This window comes from Campylobacter sp. US25a, from assembly GCF_004379075.1.
Taxonomy (GTDB): domain Bacteria; phylum Campylobacterota; class Campylobacteria; order Campylobacterales; family Campylobacteraceae; genus Campylobacter_D; species Campylobacter_D jejuni.
Window position 1 is genome coordinate 89,080 of sequence record NZ_RYYM01000004.1, and the last position, 16,680, is coordinate 105,759.

Consider the following 16,680-nt stretch of genomic DNA (forward strand, 5'->3'; position numbering starts at 1 on the left):
ATAATTGTAGCTCTTTGAAGGATAAAAAATGTTTAAAGTTTATTATAAAATGCCTTTATGTTACCTATCTTTACATAGTGATGGAAAATTTTTAACTAGAGTCGATTTTTGTGATAATAAAAGATCAGAAAAAAATTGTAGTTTGCTTGACTTAGCAAAATATGAACTTGATTTATATTTTACTCATAAGCTTAGAAAATTTAGCATTCCTGTTTTGATACAAGGTACAGATTTTGAATCAAAGGTTTATAAGGCTTTAATGAAAATTCCTTATGGTAAAATAGCTACTTATAAAGATATAGCAGAAAAAATTAATCATCCAAAAGCTTTTAGAGCTGTTGGAAATGCAAATTCTAAAAATCAAATTCCTATTTTTATACCTTGTCATAGAGTTATTGCAAGCAATGGCATAGGAGGATATAATGGAGGGCTTGAAATAAAAAGATTTTTGCTTGAAAATGAAGGAGTGAATTTAAAATAAGCTTGGGGTTTGATTTTTTTTGTTTTCAAATTCTTGTTCAAAAATATCATAATTTTCAAGAATTAAACAATATTTAAAATTTTTTAATTTTCTTAAATCTGAAAGCTGATTATAGGAAAAATCGCAAAATAAAGAATTTTTAGAAGCAATTTTAAAGTCTTTTATGTTTTTAAATTTTTCTTTCCAGAATTCAAAGGTATTTTGGTTGTTACTTACAATAAACGCTTGAGAGCTTGAACCAAAAGGAGTGATTTCAAATTTATCGTCAATAAAATAAATTTTAAAATCATCAATCTTATTAAAATCAAATATTATTTTTTGATTTTTTTCTTTTAAAAAAGAAATAATTTTTGCAAAACTATTTGCGTAAAAAAAAGGCAAATTAAGATTTTTAAAATATAAATTTTCACAAATCAAAGTTGTAAAAAAAAAGCTAGATCGCGATAATAAAGTAAAATTAGCATCTTTTAGACTATGAGAATAGGCGCAAAGTTTATTTAAGTAATTTTCTTCACAGCAGCAAAAAATTTCACCCTTTTTTGCTTTGATTAGTTTTTCAAAATCAGCAAAAATATTTCCTTTTAAAATGTTAAAATAAAAAGCCTTGCAAAGACTTAGTTCGTAAGATTTAAAAAGCAAAAATTCACATTCTTTATCTTCACAAAAAAAGCGTAAAAATCTTACAAGAGCTTGTTCTAGATTTTCTACTCTAAAGTAAAAAATGTCTTTATCTTCAATAGTAATGTCATTTTCTGTAATTATAGCATAAGCGCCTTTTTTTACAGCTTGGGTAATTTCTTTTTTATCGTTATTAAAGAAGGCAAAGCCTGCTTTAAGTTCGTTTAAATTTATGGCAAAACCCTCCACGCTTAAAACGCTACCTTCATGAATGAGTGTTGCGTTTAAAAGTTCTCCTAAATTGCTAATTTGCATATTTTAGCCTACTAAAGAACCGTTTTGTACAAGTTGTTCAGGGGTGATTAAAACAAGTTTATCTCCGCTTTTTGCAGAAAGTATCATACCATCGCTTTCATGTCCAAAAATTTTAGCTTTTTTAAGATTACTTATAACACATACTTGTTTACCGATTAAATCACTGGCTTTATAGTATTTTGCTATGCCTGAGAGTACTTGACAGATTTCTTTATTGTCAAGTTCGAGTTGAAATTTTAAAAGTTTTTCACTCCCTTCTATATTTTGACAATCAAGTACCTTAGCAACTTTGATTTCAATTTTTGCAAAATCATCGATTTTTATTTTAGGACTTTCTTCTTTTTTAGGTTCTTCTTTAATTTCTTGTTTTAAAAGAGCTTTTTCTACTTTTGGAAATAAAGCTTCGCAAGGATTTGCTTTAAAATCTAAAAGTTCATTATCAAGTATCATTTTTGCATAATTTGTAGATGAAATTTCAAAATTTAAAGCTAAGGCCACCTTTTGACAAGACTTTGGTAGAGTAGGGCTTAGTAAAAGACTTGTTTTAGCTAAAATATTTGCACAAAGTGCTACTAAAGCATTAGCTTGTTCGCGTTTGTTTTCTTTGATTAAATTCCAAGGTTCGTATTTGCTAATGGCTAAATTTGCCACACTTAAGGCTTTAAAAAGTTCTTCTAAATAACGATTACACTGTAAGTTTTCTAAAAATTCTACCGCTAAATTTAAGTGTTCTTTTGCTTGATTTAGTTCGGCATTGTAAAATTTTAAAACACCTTCTTTTGAAATATTTCCTTGATCATATTTTGTACTCATACCTATAATGCGATTAAGTAAATTTCCAAATTCATTGCTGAGTTCAGCATTGATACGATTTATCAGCATATTTTCGCTAAAATCCCCATCATTACCAAAAGGCACTTCTCTAAGCAAGAAATATCTAAAAGCTTCGCTTCCATAAGCATCAACTATTTCTTTAGGTTTTACAACATTGCCTTTAGATTTGCTCATTTTTTCACCTTCTTTAGTCCACCAGCCATGTGCACCTATAAATTTTGGCAAAGGTAAATCCACGCTCATTAAAAAAGCTGGCCAATAAATGGCATGAAAACGCAAGATATCTTTTCCTACTAAATGCACATGCGCAGGCCAAAATTTAGCATTTTCTCCCTTGCTTTGAAAATCAAGAGAACTTATATAGATAAAAAGTGCATCAAGCCATACATAAATAATATGTTTATCATCATTAATTTCTTGAGGCAGTTTAATCCCCCAATCAAAACTTGTTCTTGTAATGGAAAGATCTTTAAGGCCGCTTTGGACAAAATTTATAAGTTCGTTTTTTTTGTTTTTTGGTAGGATGGGATCTTTTTCTTCATACCATTGTAAAATTTTATCTTGATATTTTGAAAGTTTGAAAAAATAGCTTTCCTCTTTTAAAATTCTAGTTTGTTTGCCACAATCTGGACAAGAACAATCATTGATAAGCTGACTTTGAGTAAAAAAGCTTTCACAAGAAATACAATAGTGTCCTTCGTATTCATCTTTATAAATATCACCTTTTTGCCACATTTTTAAAAACATAGCTTTAACGAATTCAATATGCCTTGTATCAGTTGTTCTTGCGTAAATATCATAGGTGATTTCAAATTCATCCCATAATTTTTTAAATTCAAAACTGATTTTATCAGCATATTCTTGAGGGGTGGAATTTCTTAGTTTGGCAGCTTCTTCGATTTTTTGTCCATGCTCATCTGTTCCTGTTAGAAATCTTGTTTCATGTCCTTGCAAACGATAAAATCTTGCTAAAGTATCGGCTATGATGGTAGTATAAGCATGACCTAAATGAGGCACATCATTTACATAATAAATTGGTGTTGTAATATAACGCATTTTTTTCCTTTAAAAGTCAAATCCGCCTTCGGTTTTACCCTTAGACATACTGTTATAGACTGCATCAACATAATTTTTTCTAGTTTGGCAGTTAAAAATTTCATCGCAATTATAACAAGAGTTTAGATTTTTTGAGTTTTGACATGAAAGTAAAATTTCTTTTTTTTTATCCATATCAAGTTCAAATTCATCTCTAGTTTCATTCATTGTAAGCCTTTAAAAGTTTTGAAATTTCATATTCTGAGCCAAAAAAACAAGGAGTTGTAGCATGGATTTTATCAAATTCAAGTTCAAGTAAGGAGTGATTTTTTCCATTTGTAGTTTTTCCGCCTGCTTTTTCTATAATAAAGGCTAAAGGAAAGACTTCAAAAAAAGCACGAAGTTTGCCATTAGGCGCATCTTGTGTTGCAGGATAACTAAAAATCCCACCCCCTTTTAATAAAATTTGATTGATATCGCTTACCATGGCTCCAGAATATCTTAAGCGGTATCCTTCATCAAAAAGACTTTTGATAAAATTAGCGTGTTTTTCTTCCCAAAATTTTTGCGTTCCGCCTGTAGCATTAATTTTGCCTTTTTCATTCATTTTAAGATCTTTTATAAAAATAAATTCATTATTTGCATTTAAGCGATAAAGTTTTGGCTGATCTTTGCAAATCACAAGTTCTAAGCGCGCTCCATACATACTATAAAGTGCAGCTCTTAAATTTTTAGCACTTGCTTTTTCTTCATAGATGGCAAAAATAGAACCTATGGCAAAATTAACATCCATTAAGCTAGAACCATCTAAAGGATCATAAGCTACGATAAAATTTGCCCTCTCGTTAAGCATTAAAATTTCGTCTTTTTCTTCACTTATAATGGCTTTAATGCTTGAACATTGACTTAGGGTTTTTGTGATGATTTCATCGCTTAAAACATCAAATTTAAGTTGGGTATCGCCTGTAAAATTTTGATTTTGACTGTAGCTTGTATCGGGAAATTTTAAAGCGTTAGAAATTTCTAAAACCGCTTTTTGTATATAAGAAATCACTTCTTGCATTTTATAATTCTCCTTGTAAATTTTTAGCATTTTTAAGTATGTATCGACAAATAGCTTGTATATCGTTTAAATCAAGCCAAGTAAGATAAGGGTGAGAAATTTTTTCATAGCTTGCAATGGCGTTTGAGAAAGTAAAATAACTTTCATCAATTTCTTTGCAAAATACACTAATGCGTGGTAAATCAAGAGTTTTCAATCCTTCAACCAAACAAATGTCAAAATCAGGGCTTAATTTTAAAGCTTTTAAAATATCTCTATTTTCATGAGAAAAAAAAGTTGTTCTTGTAGGACTTAAAACCATGACTTCAGCTCCACTTTGAAAAAATTTAAAACTATCTTTACCGTTAAAATCAAATTGAGCTTTATCGGCAGGATCATGTTTAATGATTAAAACTTTTAAATTTTGTTGCAAAAAATTATCAGCTATTTTGGTGATGAGTGTAGTTTTTCCTGAATTTGAAGGCCCGCTAAAAGCTATGATAAGTTGTTTCATAAAATATACTCTTAATTTTTTTTATAAAATTATATCTTTTTAAACCAAAAAATAGGGTTAAAAGGCTACAATAATACTAAAAAATATGGAAAAAGAATGAAAATTTATAGTGTAATTTTAGGTGCTTTTTTGCTTGGAGCTTGTTCTTTAAAAGATCAGGCGATTGTGGATATAAATTTAAAATCTCAAACTTTAATGTTTACTCAAAAATACAAAATCACACAAGATAAGATTAATGCCATTGTAACCATGTCTTATTTAAACCCAATTCTAGACAAGATAAGTAAAGATGATGTATTGGCCTTGTCTTTTACTCCAAATACATTAAAAATTCAAAATTTAGAAGTTTTTATCAATAATAAAAAAGCCAATATTGAAAAACTGGATGATGAGTATTTAAAATATATAATACAAAACAACTATACTGATTATTTTAAAGTATCTCTTCCTAGTGTCAAGGAAGAGACTAGGCTTATAGCTAAGATTTGTTTAGATCATTTGCCTTGTTTTGAATTAAATTTTCAAAAATATCCGAAATCTTTATACTATCGTTCAGAAGATGTCGATACACAATATAATTAGCTAGAACTTTTTTTCCGTAAATTCGGCTTTCTTGATAAGGAACTAGCTCCATAGACAAGAAAGGTTCAAATTTGCCCGTCTTAAACATATCATTTCTTGCAAGCATACGGTTAGTAAATCCTATACCACCATTATAAGCATAAGCGACAAAAAGTGGAGATTTTAAACGTGATTCAAGGTAATTTAGATGATAATTTCCAAAGTAATATGCTATTTCAGGTTTAAACATAAAATCTTGATCGAAATTTGGAATTTTTAATTCTTTTTCCCCTATGTGATTGGCTAAAAATGGCATAAATTGCATCATGCCTAAAGCATAAGAAACTGAAATAGCAGTTGGAATAAAACGACTTTCTTGTCTGGCAATAGCCAAAATTAAAGCTTGTCTTGTTTTATTATAGTCTTTTATATTGTCATAATAAGGCATTATAAAATAATGTTTTTTAAAATTATTTTTGCGTTCTAATATGTAAGCATAAATAGGCAAGGTTTCTTGTGTGTCAAATTCTTTTGCCAAGACATCTAGTTGACTTGCGTTAGCATCGCGAATTTGTTTGTTTATTTTTTGCCAAGCAAAAGGATCTTGCATATTAAAATTATTTTTTTTCTTGCTTGGATTAAGGCTTTCTATCTTTGGAAAAGGTGTGTTAGTAAGTTCTTTTGCGTAAAGACTATAAATATTTAAAGAAGAACTTTGCGATAAAATTTTTAAATCTTCTTCATTGTTTTTAATCAACCACATCCAAAATATAGCATTGTCTTTGTTACTTTGCGATTTAAAACTTTGAGCCGCCTTTTTAAAAAAGTCATAAGCAAGTTCTGTTTTATCATAGGTTAAGGCATTGACTCCTAAATAGAAAGCAGAATCTTCACTTACATTTTCAGGATTTATTTCTAGCATAGAATGTCTAAATTTTGGATTTTCTTTTTTAATAATAATATTTTGTGCAAAATCTTTAAAACCAATGTGGTATGGTAGTTTATTGACTAAACTTGTATTTAAATCTAAGTCGTATTTTTTAGAATAATTATAAAGTTTAAAAAAGCCATTAATATCTTCTTTTTGTACCATATAGCTCATAGGATCAGAAGTATTAAAAGCTAGCAATAAATTTGTCAAATCAGGTCTTTGATTTTTAAAGGTTTGAGCTAAAGTAGTTCGGTCTTTGGAATTTAAACTCGCTATAAAAACTAATGAATTTAAGCGCACGCTTTGACAAGTTAAATTTGCATCTAAGATAGTATTTGCTGTATAGGTATAGCATTTAGCATATTTTGGGTTGATATAAGGCTTTAAAGGGATGATTTTTTCAAGTTCGGATTTAATTTTTCCTATATAGCGAAAAATATGAGAATTTAAATCCTGTGCATCTTTTTTACTGATTTTATTTTTTTCTAAAAGCCTATAAATATAATAATCCTTAGCAAGTGAATTTTCTTCTTTTTTGAGTTTTTCTATGCTATATTGTGTAGCATTTAAACTTGAAAAAATAAATAAAAAAACGAGTATTTTTTTTATCACAATATACTCCTTAAGATATTCCCAAGAAAAATGCCAAGAAACTGCAATGCTAAGACTATAATCAAAGGTGCAAGATCAATATTGCCAATGCGTGTTGGAATTTTTCTAACTAAGGCGTAAGCAGGATAGCTTAATTTATATAAAATTTGCACTATGGGATTATAAGGATCAGGGTTTACCCAGCTTAAAAGTGCTGTGATGATAATAATCCAAGTATAAATGTTAATGACAATTTGTAGTACTTGAAAAATAGAAATAATAAAAGAGTCTATAACCATAGTTAAATCCTTGCTAATTCGTGAATAAAATTTTTAATATAAGGATAAAGATCGCTAAGTTCAGGTCCGTGGATACTTCCTGTTAAAATTATCCTTAAAGGCATGAAAAATTTTTTACCTTTTAAGTTGCTTTTGCTTAAAAGTTCATTTTTAAAATCTTCATAGTTTTCAAAAAGTTCAATATCTTTTAAGAGTTCTTTTAAAATTTTACATTCTGTTTCAAACTCTCCAAAGTCTTTTGTGCTAAAAATAGCCTGCATTTTTTCTTTAAGTTCTTTTATGGTGCTTGCTTCTTGAGTGTAAAATTTAGCAAGTTGTGCAAGATCTTTGTTTAAATCTAAAATTTTATTAAGCTCATCATCTTTTATCATTTTGATATGTTCGCGATTGATTTGTAAGAGTTTTTTAAGATCAAATCTTGCGGGAGCTTTTGAAACTTTAGAAATATCAAACCATTTTATAGCTTCTTCTAAGGTAAAAATTTCACAAGGAGTTTTATTGCCTAGCATGATCAGATAATTTGCGATTGCACTAGGTAAAATTCCACTTTCAAGTAGCCATTTTACAGAAGAATGTGCTTCTCTTTTGCTCATTTTAACACCTTCTTCGTTTAAAATGATAGGCAAGTGCGCATAAGTTATGGCTTTATTATAGTCTAAACTTGCGCGGATATGTTCTTGTTTTGGAGTGTTTGAAACATGATCTTCTCCGCGTATAATACAAGTAACATTTTCAAGCATATCATCAACCGCACAAGCAAAATTATAAGTTGGAGTTTTATCCGTTCTCATAATCACAAAAGAGTCTATGTTTTCAGGTTCAAAACTTAATTCACCTTTGATAAAATCTGTAAATTTCATAGTGTGAGTAGGTTTTTTAAGACGGATAACAAAGGGTTTTTCACATTCTAAAACATCGATATCGGCTAGTTTTTCACAAGTGCCATCGTAGCGATAAGCTTTACCTTGTTTTTTAGCTAGCTCTTTTTTTGCTTCAAGTTCTTCTTCAGTACAAAAACAAGCAAAAGCTTTTTTTTCACTTACAAGTTTTAAAGCCATTTGGCGATGGAATTTTAAATTTTCACTTTGTATATAGTAATGCTGCCATGAAATACCAAAAAGATTTAAAATTTCTTTGATTTCTTCTTCTTTTCCTGCTATATTTCTAGTCTTATCGGTATCTTCAATACGTAAGATAAAATCCATATTTTTTTGTCTTGCACAGATATAGTTAAAAATTGCTGCGCGTAAATTTCCTATGTGCATATCACCTGTGGGAGAAGGTGCAAAACGGTACATTTTATAGCCTTTAAAATTATTTAAAAGTTTATTATAACAGAAAAATTTATACGGATATTTAATTTTACTTGGTTATAATACTTTTATGATATTTTTAATTTTTTCTTTCATTGTATTATTGATTTTTGGCTTAGCAAATGTTTATATTTATAAAAGATTAATCAAGAAAATTACTCTTTTTAAGTATTTTTATAAAATTTTTGTCTTTATTTTTATTGTGCTTTTTTTGGCCCAAGCTGTGTTTTTAATATTTCGTAGAGATGAATATTTAAGTGATACTTGGTATGAAATTTTAGCCATGCTTTATGCGCCGACTTATTGTTTGTTTTTTATGACTTTAGCTTGGGATTTTATTAAATTGATTTTAGCTCTTATAGGTAAAAGAGATAAAAAATATAATCTTATTTTGCGTTTGATTTTCGAGTTTTCTCTTATAGTTTTAAGTGTGTTTTTAATTTATGTAAGTATAAATAATGCTCTAAAAACACCTGAAGTAAAGAGTGTTGATGTTGAAATACCAAATCTTAAACAAGATTTAAAAATTGCCATGCTTACTGATATACATTTGGGTAAAAATTTGCATGAAAATTTTTTAGACAAGCTCATCACTAAAGTGAATTTGCAAAGTGCTGATATGGTTGCAATAGTAGGAGATCTGATTGATACTAATCCTAAAGATTTAAAAAATTATATCTCAAAACTTAATGATTTTAATTCCACTTATGGAACTTTTTATGCTTTGGGAAATCATGAGTATTATCATGGTATCAATGAAGTTTTGGATTTACTTAGAAAACATACTAATATGAAAATTTTAGTCAATCAAAATTTAGATTTGGGTTTTATAAATATTGCTGGACTTGGGGATTTAGCCGGACTTAATAAGGGTTTATATGCTCCTGATTTAGCAAGAATAAAAGTGGATTTAAATACAAGCAAACCTAGTGTTTTACTCACACATCAACCCAAAACAGCTTTGCTTTATGATTTAAGTGATTTTGATCTTGTTTTAAGCGGGCATACACATGGAGGGCAAATTTTTCCTTTTATGTTTTTAGTTAAACTTCAGCAAGGTTTTGTTCATGGGCTTTATGATTTAGGAGAAAAAACCAAGCTTTATGTGAGTAGTGGAGCAGGATTTTGGGGGCCAAGTCTTAGAGTTTTTGCTCCGAGTGAAATAGTGATTTTAAATTTAAAAGGAAAAAAATGAGTTTTTCAAAAGAAAGTTCGAGACTTTTTGGTTTTGTAGCGGGGATTAAATTTCCTAAAATGATACAAAAAGTTATTAATGAAAATTATGTTAAGTATTTTAATATCGATATGAGTGAATTTAAATCTCCTTGTGAATACAAGAGTTTAAATGCTCTTTTTACAAGAACTTTGCAAATTCCAAGAAAACTTGAAGAAGGTTTTATCAGTCCAAGTGATGGCAAAATTTTAGAGTGTGGAAGTACTTTTTTAGCAAATGAAGAACATTTTGCTTTTTCTATAAAAGGGCATACTTATAGCGTTGAGGAGCTTTTAAAAGATAGCTTTGAAAAAGATGAACTTAAAAATGGGCTTGATTATGTCAATATTTATCTTTCCCCAAAAGATTATCATCGTTATCACAGCCCTTGTGATATGCAAATTTTAAGCGCAACTTACACAAGTGGAGTGCTTTATAGTGTAAATGAAAAGCATTTAGAACGCATTAGTAATTTATATGTAAAAAATGAAAGAGTAAGTTTGAAATGTCAAAATGAAAAAGGCATTTTTTGGCTTGTTTTTGTGGGAGCACAAAATGTAGGAAAAATGCGTTTTAATTTTGATACAAGCATACAAACCAATGCTAAAATTTCTCATAATTTTACTAGAAAATATGAAAATTTAAATTTCAAAAAAGGCGAAGAACTAGGAAATTTTGAACTGGGTTCTACTATAGTTTTAATCTCTCAAAAAGGACTTTTAAATTTTAATTTAAAGATAGGGCAGGGTATTAAATTTGGAGAAAAAATAGCGGATTAGTTTTTAGGAGTTTTATTTGCCATTTGATAGATAAAGGCAAAAACTTCAGCCACAGCTTTATACATATTAGGTGGAATTTCATCACCTAAGTCAAGCTTGCTTAAAATTTCTATTAAATCTTCATCTTCTTTAATGGGAACTCCGTGTTCTTTAGCTAAAGAAATAATTTTAGCAGCACTTTCGCCTTTGCCACTTGCAAGCACTTTTGGTGCAGAGTTTTTTTCTTTTTGATAGCCTAGGGCTACAGCTTTTTTAATCGATCTTTTGATTTTGCTCATACTTTTTTATCCATACCCATTTCAAGATCTAAATTTTTCATATTTCTAGTATCAAATTTACTTCTTATGATATCACCTACAAAGAAATTTGCACTTAAAAGTCCTGCTTTATTAATATTTCTTTTAAGCTCATGGGCATTTTCATAGATGGTTTTTCTAAATTCAATATTTTCTGCCATAATATTAATATCTATATATTTTTCATTGTTTAAAGAAATGAGAATTTCCAAATCCCCAAGTTTTGCAAATTCGAGTTTAATTTGAGCAAAAAATTTATCCTTTTTTCCGCGTCTAAACATAATTTTAGAATCATTTAAATCATCCCAAGAAAAAGGCAGATAAGTATTGATAGAATCATTGGCTAAAGACATAAGCTGATTGATTTCAATTTGTGCTAAAAGACGATTAGCTTGATTATATACAGCTTCATTACCTTCATTTTTAGCCAAATTTGAAATTTGCAAAAGTGTTGATTTTACATCATGATGTAAAGATTCAGCTATATCTTGTTCTGTTTTTGGTTTAATTTGCGCTAGATCTTTGGTAGAAAGATTGAGTTTGTGTTCGAGATTTTTAAGTTCTGCTTGATTAAGTTTGGCATTTTGAGTATAGGGTTCAAGTTCTTTCAAGCTTTCATTAAGTCTGCGAGAAAGATTGCTTAAATTTTTACTTAAATCTTGCACTTGTTCTAGATCTAAATTCTCTACATTAAATGCTAAATTTTTTACAATATTTTGTTTTATAAATTCCTGATTTTTAAAAATATTTTGCATAGTTTGGTTATTGTTAGATTGAATATTTTGAGAATTATTTAAATTTTGCGTGTTGTTTGTATTAGGATTTGAAGTGTTGACATTTGTATTGATTGAAGTTTTATTTTCTGTTTTTGTTTCATAAAATTTTGGATTTTCTTTGATATTTTCTTTTGATTTTTCTTGTTTTTCATCTTTGATTTTTTCTTGGTTTGGAGTAGAATTTTTTATATCATTATCTGGCTTATTTTCTGTTTCATTATTTTGAATATCATTTTTTGTATCTTGAGTATCTTCTTCGTGAGTTTTTATATCAGAATCTAAATTTTCATCTTCTTTTATATTGGCTTCTTTTTTAGGTGAATTTTCTTCGTTTTTTAAATCTTGCTTAATATCGGTTTTAGTATCATCTGTGAGAGTTTCTTCTTTTGATGTTTTTATATGTTCTTCCCCATCTTGGTTTTTTGTGTTATGATTAAGTTTTTCTTCTTTCATATTTTCTTTGTTACTTAAAAGATTTTCTAAAATATTTTCTTTATCTTGTATTTTAGAAGCTTGATTGCCTAGTGTATTTTTTAAAGTATTTTCAAGTTTTTCAAAGGCGGTAGCAGTTTGCTTAAGGATGTTTGGATCTTTTATCATTAAATTTTCTGGTTTATTAAGAGCTTTGAAAAAATCATTTTTGATGGAATTTAATTCTTTTAAAATTTTATTAGCTATAGGGGTGATTTTTTCTTGAGCATGACTGGGATTTTTACTTATATAATTTTTAAAATTTTCCAATTTAGAACTTAAATTTAAAAGTGCTTTAAAAGAACTTTGATTTAAAATTTGCTTATTTTCATTTTTGTTAGAATTGATAATATTTTTTAATTCTTTTAAAGTGTCTTTTGGGTTTAAATTTGCATTTGCAAGTTGGGCTATCTGAATACTTAGTTTTTCACTACTAAGACCTTTGATTGTACTTAAAAGAGAGTGAAAACTTTTGGGCAGCAATTCTTCGTTTAGGGCATCTTTTAATTTAGCTTCTAAAAATACGCCTGAATTTTTAAACAAAGGAGCTAAGTTGTTGTTTTTTATTTCACTGGCAGGTTTTAAAATTTGATTTAATCTGTCTAAAACTTGTGTAAAAGTATCGCTTTTTGCAAGTTCTGTGCTTAAAGTTTTTAATTCATTAGCAAAATTAGGAGCTAAATTTAAATTTTTTCCTTGTTTAAGCACAGGGGAATCGGGGTTTTTTTGAGCATTGATTTGATCTAAAAGTTTATTAACAAGTTCTTTTAATTTGGTGCCTGTTTCATTTTGAACAAATTTTGCTAGTATTTCTTCACTGCTAGCATCCTTGCTTAAACCTAAATTTTGCTTTAAAGCTTGCGCAAGTGCTTCTTTTGGATTGTCCTTTAAATTTGTTTTATCTTTTGAAGTAGAGTTATCTACTTTTAAATCATTTTTTTGCGTATTGGCAATTTGACTTGCTAGTTGAGTATTAATCATCAAATATCACCATATTTCCAGGCTTTTTCTTAAATTTTTTATTTAAAATATTTGGTTTATTGATAGCAAAAAGAATTAAAAATGCTAAAGAAACTATATAAAACCATATAAAACCTTTGATTTCAAAGTATTGCATTAAAAAACCTAAAATTAAAGGGCCAAACAAAGAGCCCAAAGAATAGCAAAAAAGAACCCCACGACCTAACTCTACGCCTTTATTTTTACTTACTAAAACATCATTTGCTCTAGCAAGTGCTAAAGCATATAAACAAAATATTCCTACACCAAGAGTAATTCCTAAAAAATATTGCATATACAAGTGAAGTTTAAAAAAGATAAATATAAGCATAGTGATAAATCCTATGCTTGCACAAGTGATAATGGCAAATTTGCGACCAAGTTTATCTGAAATAGTTCCTATGATGGTTTGTGCAATAAAACCACCTAAAACCCCACAAAATATAAAATAAGAAACCGCTTTTGCATCAAAACCTTGCAAAAGTATAAATAAAGATGCCATAGAAAAAAAGCCATTTATAAGCATTCCGGCTATAAAGCTTGTGACGATAGCCAAAGGGGCTATATCAAAAATTTTAGGTATAGAAATAGGACTTGATGCGGGCAAAACAGGTTCTTTGATTTTAATCAAATTTAAAGGCAAAGATGAAAGTAAAATCAAAGTTGCACTGAGAATAAATACACTATGTTTGCTTAAATTTAACGCTATGATTAAAACTCCAATACCAAAAGCAAGATAAAAAACAATTTCATAAAAACCTAAAATTCTAGATCGAATGGCATTTTTGCTTTTTTCATTAAGCCATGATTCTATGACCATTAAAAGTCCATAGTAGCAAATTCCTATGAAAAATCTTAAAACAGCCCAAAAAATAAGATTTTCGCTTACTGTATGAAGCATAGCTGAAATTCCAAAAATAGCACCAAATAGCCCAAAAGAGCGTATATGACCTATACGAGAAATAATTTTATGAGCACTGATAGTTCCAACAAGAGCGCCTACAAAAAAACAAGAACTTACTACTCCAACAGCTAAAGAACTTTCTCCGTTTTCTTTTAATATAACACCTATAGAGCTTACTATCAAGGCATTACCTGCAAATAAAAATGCCATACCAGCAAAAAGTGCTGTCATTGATTTAATAATTTTTTTTGGACTCATACTTTTTTATATATAAAATAAAAATAAACACACAAACTAGCAAGGATGAAATTCCACAAATATAAGCAAAGATATCTAATCTATCTTGGCGATGTAAAAATAAAAATCCAGCAACCAATATTACATAAGCCATCAATTTAAAGAGAGTAAAAAACATAGCAAAAAAATGGATTTTCTCTTTAACATTTGGCTTTAAATCGTCTTTTAGAACTTTAAAATGAATAATTTTTGATAAATTTTGTTTTTTTTTGACAAAAAGCGATGAAATGAAATTAAAATCTTTTTCATAATTTTTTGATTTTTTTATAATGACTTTTTTATAATTTAAATAAGAAGCAAAAATAATCAATAAAACACTAAAAAAAGCTATTTCATAGCTTAAAAATGTATCTAATTTAAAATGATTTAACGATGAAAATATGATCCAAAAAAATAAATGAATAATGGCAAAAATACAAAATAGAGCTTTTTTATGTTCCATTATTTGTTCTTTTCTTTTTGAATTTTTTCTTTGATCAACTCATCTCTTTCTTTAAATTCTTCATAGCTTTTTACTTGAACTTTATAAGCTTTGTAAACATTAAGTATAGCAGCACTGATCCCCCAAAAAACTCCAAGCCAAAAAAGCCAAGGATAAGGAGTAAATTTTTTAAGTAAATATCCTATTCCCACACCTATAAATACAGCAACAACCATAGAGATGCCAAGACTTAAACCATCCGCAGCTTCAAGAGTTTTGCGAATGATTTTTTGTCTTTTACTGTTGGAATTTTCTAAGTGATTTTTTTCTTCTTTTAAAATATTGCTCATATTCTTTTAAAGCTTTCCCTAACAGCCTCTAGTGTTGTATCTATAATTTTATCATCCATTTTTGAACATATAAAGCTTGTTTCAAATTGAGAAGGTGCTAAATAAATTCCATTTTCAAGCATATTTTTGTGAAATTTTGAAAATAATGCTAGATCGGATTTTAATGCATCTTGGTAGTTTGATACAGGATCTTTGGTGAAAAAGTATCCAAACATAGAACCTACATGACAAACTTGCAGTGGAAGTCCTTTTTCATCTGCTAATTTTTTCATTCCTTGGGTAAGTTTTTTTGCTAATTTTCCAAGTTTGTCATAAAGCTTGGTTTTCTTTTTGGCTTTTGTAAGACTTGCTATGCCTGCAGCCATTGCTAAAGGATTTCCACTTAAAGTTCCTGCTTGATAAACTCCACCCAAAGGACTTAAAATATCCATAATTTCAGCTCTAGAAGCAAATGCTGCTGCAGGTAGACCGCCTCCTATTACCTTACCAAAAGTAATTATATCTGCTTGGATATGATTGATTCCATAGGAACCAAGGTAAGATGCTCTATATCCACTCATTACTTCATCAAAAATCAGCAGAGTTTGATTGTTTTTACAGATCTTAGCAAGTTCTTCTAAAAAATCTTGTTTAGCTGGAACTAAGCCCATATTTCCAGCAATAGGCTCAATGATAACACATGCAATATCTTTATTTTTTTCAAAAAGTTCTTTAACGCTATTTATATCATTATATTTTGCTACTAAAGTGTGTTTAGCTACATCTTCTAAAACACCTAAAGAACTAGGAGAGTTAAAAGTAGCAGCACCACTTCCTGCACTCACTAATAATGAATCAGAATGCCCGTGATAACATCCTTCAAATTTTAAAATTTTATCTTTTTTAGTAAAACCACGGGCAAGACGAATAGCACTCATGGTTGCTTCTGTTCCGCTACTTACAAAGCGGATCTTTTCTAAATGAGGAAAATCAGATAAAACAAGCTTAGCAAGTTCAGTTTCTAATAAAGTCGGAGCTCCAAAACTTGAACCTTTGTGAAGTGCTTTTTGGCAAGCTTTTTGTATATCTTTATCACAATGTCCAAAAAGTAAAGGCCCCCAGCTTTGAACATAGTCTATATAAGATTTTCCATCTATATCAAAAATATAAGCACCTTTTCCATGGGAAATAAATTTTGGCTCACTTTGAACATTTGCAAAAGCACGAACTGGAGAATTTACACCACCTGCGATGAATTTACACGCTTCTTTAAAAGCTTTTTTGTTTGTCATTTTTCTTCCTTGCTAAATTGCTTGATGTAATTATATAAAGTTACAATTTCATCATTTGTTAAAGAGTAATTTGGCATGATTGATTTTGCGTCTTTACTCTGATTAAGAGAATTTTTAAAATTCTCAAAACTAAGATTTTGTATACTTGGAACTTTATAAGCTGTTTTAATACCATTTTTCATATAATATCCTAAAATTTGTTCGCTTCCATCTGCTCCATGGCATTCTTTGCAACTAATACCCCTTGGATTTTCATAAAGCATTTTAGAGTATTCTTTAAGAGTGATAAAATCAGCACCAAAAAGACTAATACTAAATAAAAAAAACATTAAAACAATTTTCAAAGTTTCACCTTGTTAATGAAGTTTT

The 16,680-nt window shown here is 28.8% G+C and carries 19 protein-coding genes; 4 read left to right on the top strand and 15 right to left on the bottom strand.

The annotated features are described in order from the left end of the window. The first annotated feature begins 28 nt into the window (after positions 1-28). Positions 29-481, top strand: a complete 453-nt coding sequence (locus ELQ12_RS04620) for a methylated-DNA--[protein]-cysteine S-methyltransferase (protein WP_002856786.1) — start codon at positions 29-31, stop codon at positions 479-481. Here the strand turns inward: ELQ12_RS04620 and ELQ12_RS04625 are convergent. From ELQ12_RS04625 to mobB, 5 genes are read right to left on the bottom strand one after another with little or no spacing between them, the layout of a single operon-like run. Beyond that, positions 473-1,414 carry a hypothetical protein gene (locus ELQ12_RS04625; protein WP_134264597.1) on the bottom strand — a complete coding sequence of 314 codons (942 nt, stop codon included), beginning with the start codon at positions 1,412-1,414 and terminating at the stop codon, positions 473-475. The genes ELQ12_RS04620 and ELQ12_RS04625 overlap by 9 nt on opposite strands. 3 nt (positions 1,415-1,417) lie before the next feature. Continuing rightward, positions 1,418-3,304: a methionine--tRNA ligase gene (gene metG, locus ELQ12_RS04630; RefSeq protein WP_134264598.1), complete on the bottom strand. Its 1,887-nt coding sequence runs from the start codon at positions 3,302-3,304 to the stop codon at positions 1,418-1,420. Positions 3,305-3,313: 9 nt separating this feature from the next. Further along, positions 3,314-3,511, bottom strand: coding sequence for a hypothetical protein (locus ELQ12_RS04635; protein ID WP_070242810.1), 198 nt, complete (start codon positions 3,509-3,511; stop codon positions 3,314-3,316). Further along, positions 3,504-4,346 (bottom strand): class 1 fructose-bisphosphatase, encoded by an 843-nt coding sequence (locus ELQ12_RS04640; RefSeq protein ID WP_070242811.1) that lies wholly within the window; start codon positions 4,344-4,346, stop codon positions 3,504-3,506. Before ELQ12_RS04640 ends, ELQ12_RS04635 begins: the two co-directional genes overlap by 8 nt. Before the next feature lies 1 nt (position 4,347). Then, positions 4,348-4,839 (bottom strand): molybdopterin-guanine dinucleotide biosynthesis protein B, encoded by a 492-nt coding sequence (mobB, locus tag ELQ12_RS04645; RefSeq protein ID WP_053872921.1) that lies wholly within the window; start codon positions 4,837-4,839, stop codon positions 4,348-4,350. A gap of 96 nt (positions 4,840-4,935) precedes the next feature. On the opposite strand from mobB, the gene ELQ12_RS04650 reads away from it, so the two are divergent. Further along, positions 4,936-5,421, top strand: a complete 486-nt coding sequence (locus tag ELQ12_RS04650; protein WP_134264599.1) for a hypothetical protein — start codon at positions 4,936-4,938, stop codon at positions 5,419-5,421. On the opposite strand, the gene ELQ12_RS04655 is transcribed toward ELQ12_RS04650, so the two are convergent. Genes ELQ12_RS04655 through gltX form a run of 3 tightly spaced genes read right to left on the bottom strand, consistent with a single transcriptional unit; the run spans position 5,318 to position 8,519 of the window. After that, the gene (locus ELQ12_RS04655; RefSeq protein WP_134264600.1) at positions 5,318-6,943 is read right to left on the bottom strand and encodes a lytic transglycosylase domain-containing protein; all 1,626 of its coding nucleotides are present in this window, start codon (positions 6,941-6,943) and stop codon (positions 5,318-5,320) included. The two genes, ELQ12_RS04650 and ELQ12_RS04655, sit on opposite strands and share 104 nt — an antisense overlap. After that, on the bottom strand, positions 6,940-7,221 hold the full coding sequence (locus ELQ12_RS04660; RefSeq protein WP_002852501.1) for a YggT family protein: 282 nt from the start codon (positions 7,219-7,221) through the stop codon (positions 6,940-6,942). Before ELQ12_RS04660 ends, ELQ12_RS04655 begins: the two co-directional genes overlap by 4 nt. A 2-nt stretch (positions 7,222-7,223) precedes the next feature. Next, positions 7,224-8,519, bottom strand: coding sequence for a glutamate--tRNA ligase (gene gltX / locus ELQ12_RS04665; protein ID WP_070261297.1), 1,296 nt, complete (start codon positions 8,517-8,519; stop codon positions 7,224-7,226). Positions 8,520-8,604: 85 nt separating this feature from the next. On the opposite strand from gltX, the gene ELQ12_RS04670 reads away from it, so the two are divergent. Both ELQ12_RS04670 and ELQ12_RS04675 read left to right on the top strand, forming a co-directional pair. Next, entirely contained in the window at positions 8,605-9,729 is a 1,125-nt protein-coding gene (locus tag ELQ12_RS04670) for a metallophosphoesterase (RefSeq protein WP_070261298.1), read from the top strand. Then, entirely contained in the window at positions 9,726-10,526 is an 801-nt protein-coding gene (locus tag ELQ12_RS04675; RefSeq protein WP_070261299.1) for a phosphatidylserine decarboxylase, read from the top strand. Before ELQ12_RS04670 ends, ELQ12_RS04675 begins: the two co-directional genes overlap by 4 nt. Here ELQ12_RS04675 and ELQ12_RS04680 read toward each other — a convergent pair. From ELQ12_RS04680 to ELQ12_RS04710, 7 genes are read right to left on the bottom strand one after another with little or no spacing between them, the layout of a single operon-like run. Beyond that, positions 10,523-10,804 carry a FlhB-like flagellar biosynthesis protein gene (locus ELQ12_RS04680; protein WP_002852641.1) on the bottom strand — a complete coding sequence of 94 codons (282 nt, stop codon included), beginning with the start codon at positions 10,802-10,804 and terminating at the stop codon, positions 10,523-10,525. The genes ELQ12_RS04675 and ELQ12_RS04680 overlap by 4 nt on opposite strands. Next, positions 10,801-13,050 (bottom strand): flagellar hook-length control protein FliK, encoded by a 2,250-nt coding sequence (locus ELQ12_RS04685; protein ID WP_134264601.1) that lies wholly within the window; start codon positions 13,048-13,050, stop codon positions 10,801-10,803. Before ELQ12_RS04685 ends, ELQ12_RS04680 begins: the two co-directional genes overlap by 4 nt. Beyond that, entirely contained in the window at positions 13,043-14,230 is a 1,188-nt protein-coding gene (locus tag ELQ12_RS04690; protein WP_134264602.1) for an MFS transporter, read from the bottom strand. The genes ELQ12_RS04685 and ELQ12_RS04690 overlap by 8 nt, the downstream gene beginning before the upstream one ends. After that, positions 14,208-14,711, bottom strand: coding sequence for a membrane protein (locus ELQ12_RS04695; protein WP_002882316.1), 504 nt, complete (start codon positions 14,709-14,711; stop codon positions 14,208-14,210). Before ELQ12_RS04695 ends, ELQ12_RS04690 begins: the two co-directional genes overlap by 23 nt. After that, positions 14,711-15,040, bottom strand: coding sequence for an AtpZ/AtpI family protein (locus ELQ12_RS04700; protein ID WP_002852414.1), 330 nt, complete (start codon positions 15,038-15,040; stop codon positions 14,711-14,713). The genes ELQ12_RS04695 and ELQ12_RS04700 overlap by 1 nt, the downstream gene beginning before the upstream one ends. Continuing rightward, positions 15,037-16,311, bottom strand: coding sequence for a glutamate-1-semialdehyde 2,1-aminomutase (gene hemL, locus ELQ12_RS04705; protein WP_070286003.1), 1,275 nt, complete (start codon positions 16,309-16,311; stop codon positions 15,037-15,039). Before hemL ends, ELQ12_RS04700 begins: the two co-directional genes overlap by 4 nt. Continuing rightward, on the bottom strand, positions 16,308-16,655 hold the full coding sequence (locus ELQ12_RS04710; RefSeq protein WP_002852485.1) for a c-type cytochrome: 348 nt from the start codon (positions 16,653-16,655) through the stop codon (positions 16,308-16,310). The genes hemL and ELQ12_RS04710 overlap by 4 nt, the downstream gene beginning before the upstream one ends. Positions 16,656-16,680 lie beyond the last annotated feature (25 nt).

Excerpts from the sequence above, each read along its gene's own strand:
- ELQ12_RS04685 (WP_134264601.1), bottom strand. The coding sequence starts at position 13,050 with ATGATTAATACTCAACTAGCAAGTCAAATTGCCAATACGCAAAAAAAT.
- ELQ12_RS04640 (WP_070242811.1), bottom strand. The coding sequence starts at position 4,346 with ATGCAAGAAGTGATTTCTTATATACAAAAAGCGGTTTTAGAAATTTCT.
- ELQ12_RS04700 (WP_002852414.1), bottom strand. The coding sequence starts at position 15,040 with ATGAGCAATATTTTAAAAGAAGAAAAAAATCACTTAGAAAATTCCAAC.
- ELQ12_RS04680 (WP_002852641.1), bottom strand. The coding sequence starts at position 10,804 with ATGAGCAAAATCAAAAGATCGATTAAAAAAGCTGTAGCCCTAGGCTAT.
- ELQ12_RS04635 (WP_070242810.1), bottom strand. The coding sequence starts at position 3,511 with ATGAATGAAACTAGAGATGAATTTGAACTTGATATGGATAAAAAAAAA.
- ELQ12_RS04690 (WP_134264602.1), bottom strand. The coding sequence starts at position 14,230 with ATGAGTCCAAAAAAAATTATTAAATCAATGACAGCACTTTTTGCTGGT.
- gltX (WP_070261297.1), bottom strand. The coding sequence starts at position 8,519 with ATGTACCGTTTTGCACCTTCTCCCACAGGTGATATGCACATAGGAAAT.
- ELQ12_RS04650 (WP_134264599.1), top strand. The coding sequence starts at position 4,936 with ATGAAAATTTATAGTGTAATTTTAGGTGCTTTTTTGCTTGGAGCTTGT.
- ELQ12_RS04625 (WP_134264597.1), bottom strand. The coding sequence starts at position 1,414 with ATGCAAATTAGCAATTTAGGAGAACTTTTAAACGCAACACTCATTCAT.
- ELQ12_RS04695 (WP_002882316.1), bottom strand. The coding sequence starts at position 14,711 with ATGGAACATAAAAAAGCTCTATTTTGTATTTTTGCCATTATTCATTTA.
- ELQ12_RS04670 (WP_070261298.1), top strand. The coding sequence starts at position 8,605 with ATGATATTTTTAATTTTTTCTTTCATTGTATTATTGATTTTTGGCTTA.
- ELQ12_RS04675 (WP_070261299.1), top strand. The coding sequence starts at position 9,726 with ATGAGTTTTTCAAAAGAAAGTTCGAGACTTTTTGGTTTTGTAGCGGGG.
- ELQ12_RS04660 (WP_002852501.1), bottom strand. The coding sequence starts at position 7,221 with ATGGTTATAGACTCTTTTATTATTTCTATTTTTCAAGTACTACAAATT.
- ELQ12_RS04620 (WP_002856786.1), top strand. The coding sequence starts at position 29 with ATGTTTAAAGTTTATTATAAAATGCCTTTATGTTACCTATCTTTACAT.
- mobB (WP_053872921.1), bottom strand. The coding sequence starts at position 4,839 with ATGAAACAACTTATCATAGCTTTTAGCGGGCCTTCAAATTCAGGAAAA.
- metG (WP_134264598.1), bottom strand. The coding sequence starts at position 3,304 with ATGCGTTATATTACAACACCAATTTATTATGTAAATGATGTGCCTCAT.
- hemL (WP_070286003.1), bottom strand. The coding sequence starts at position 16,311 with ATGACAAACAAAAAAGCTTTTAAAGAAGCGTGTAAATTCATCGCAGGT.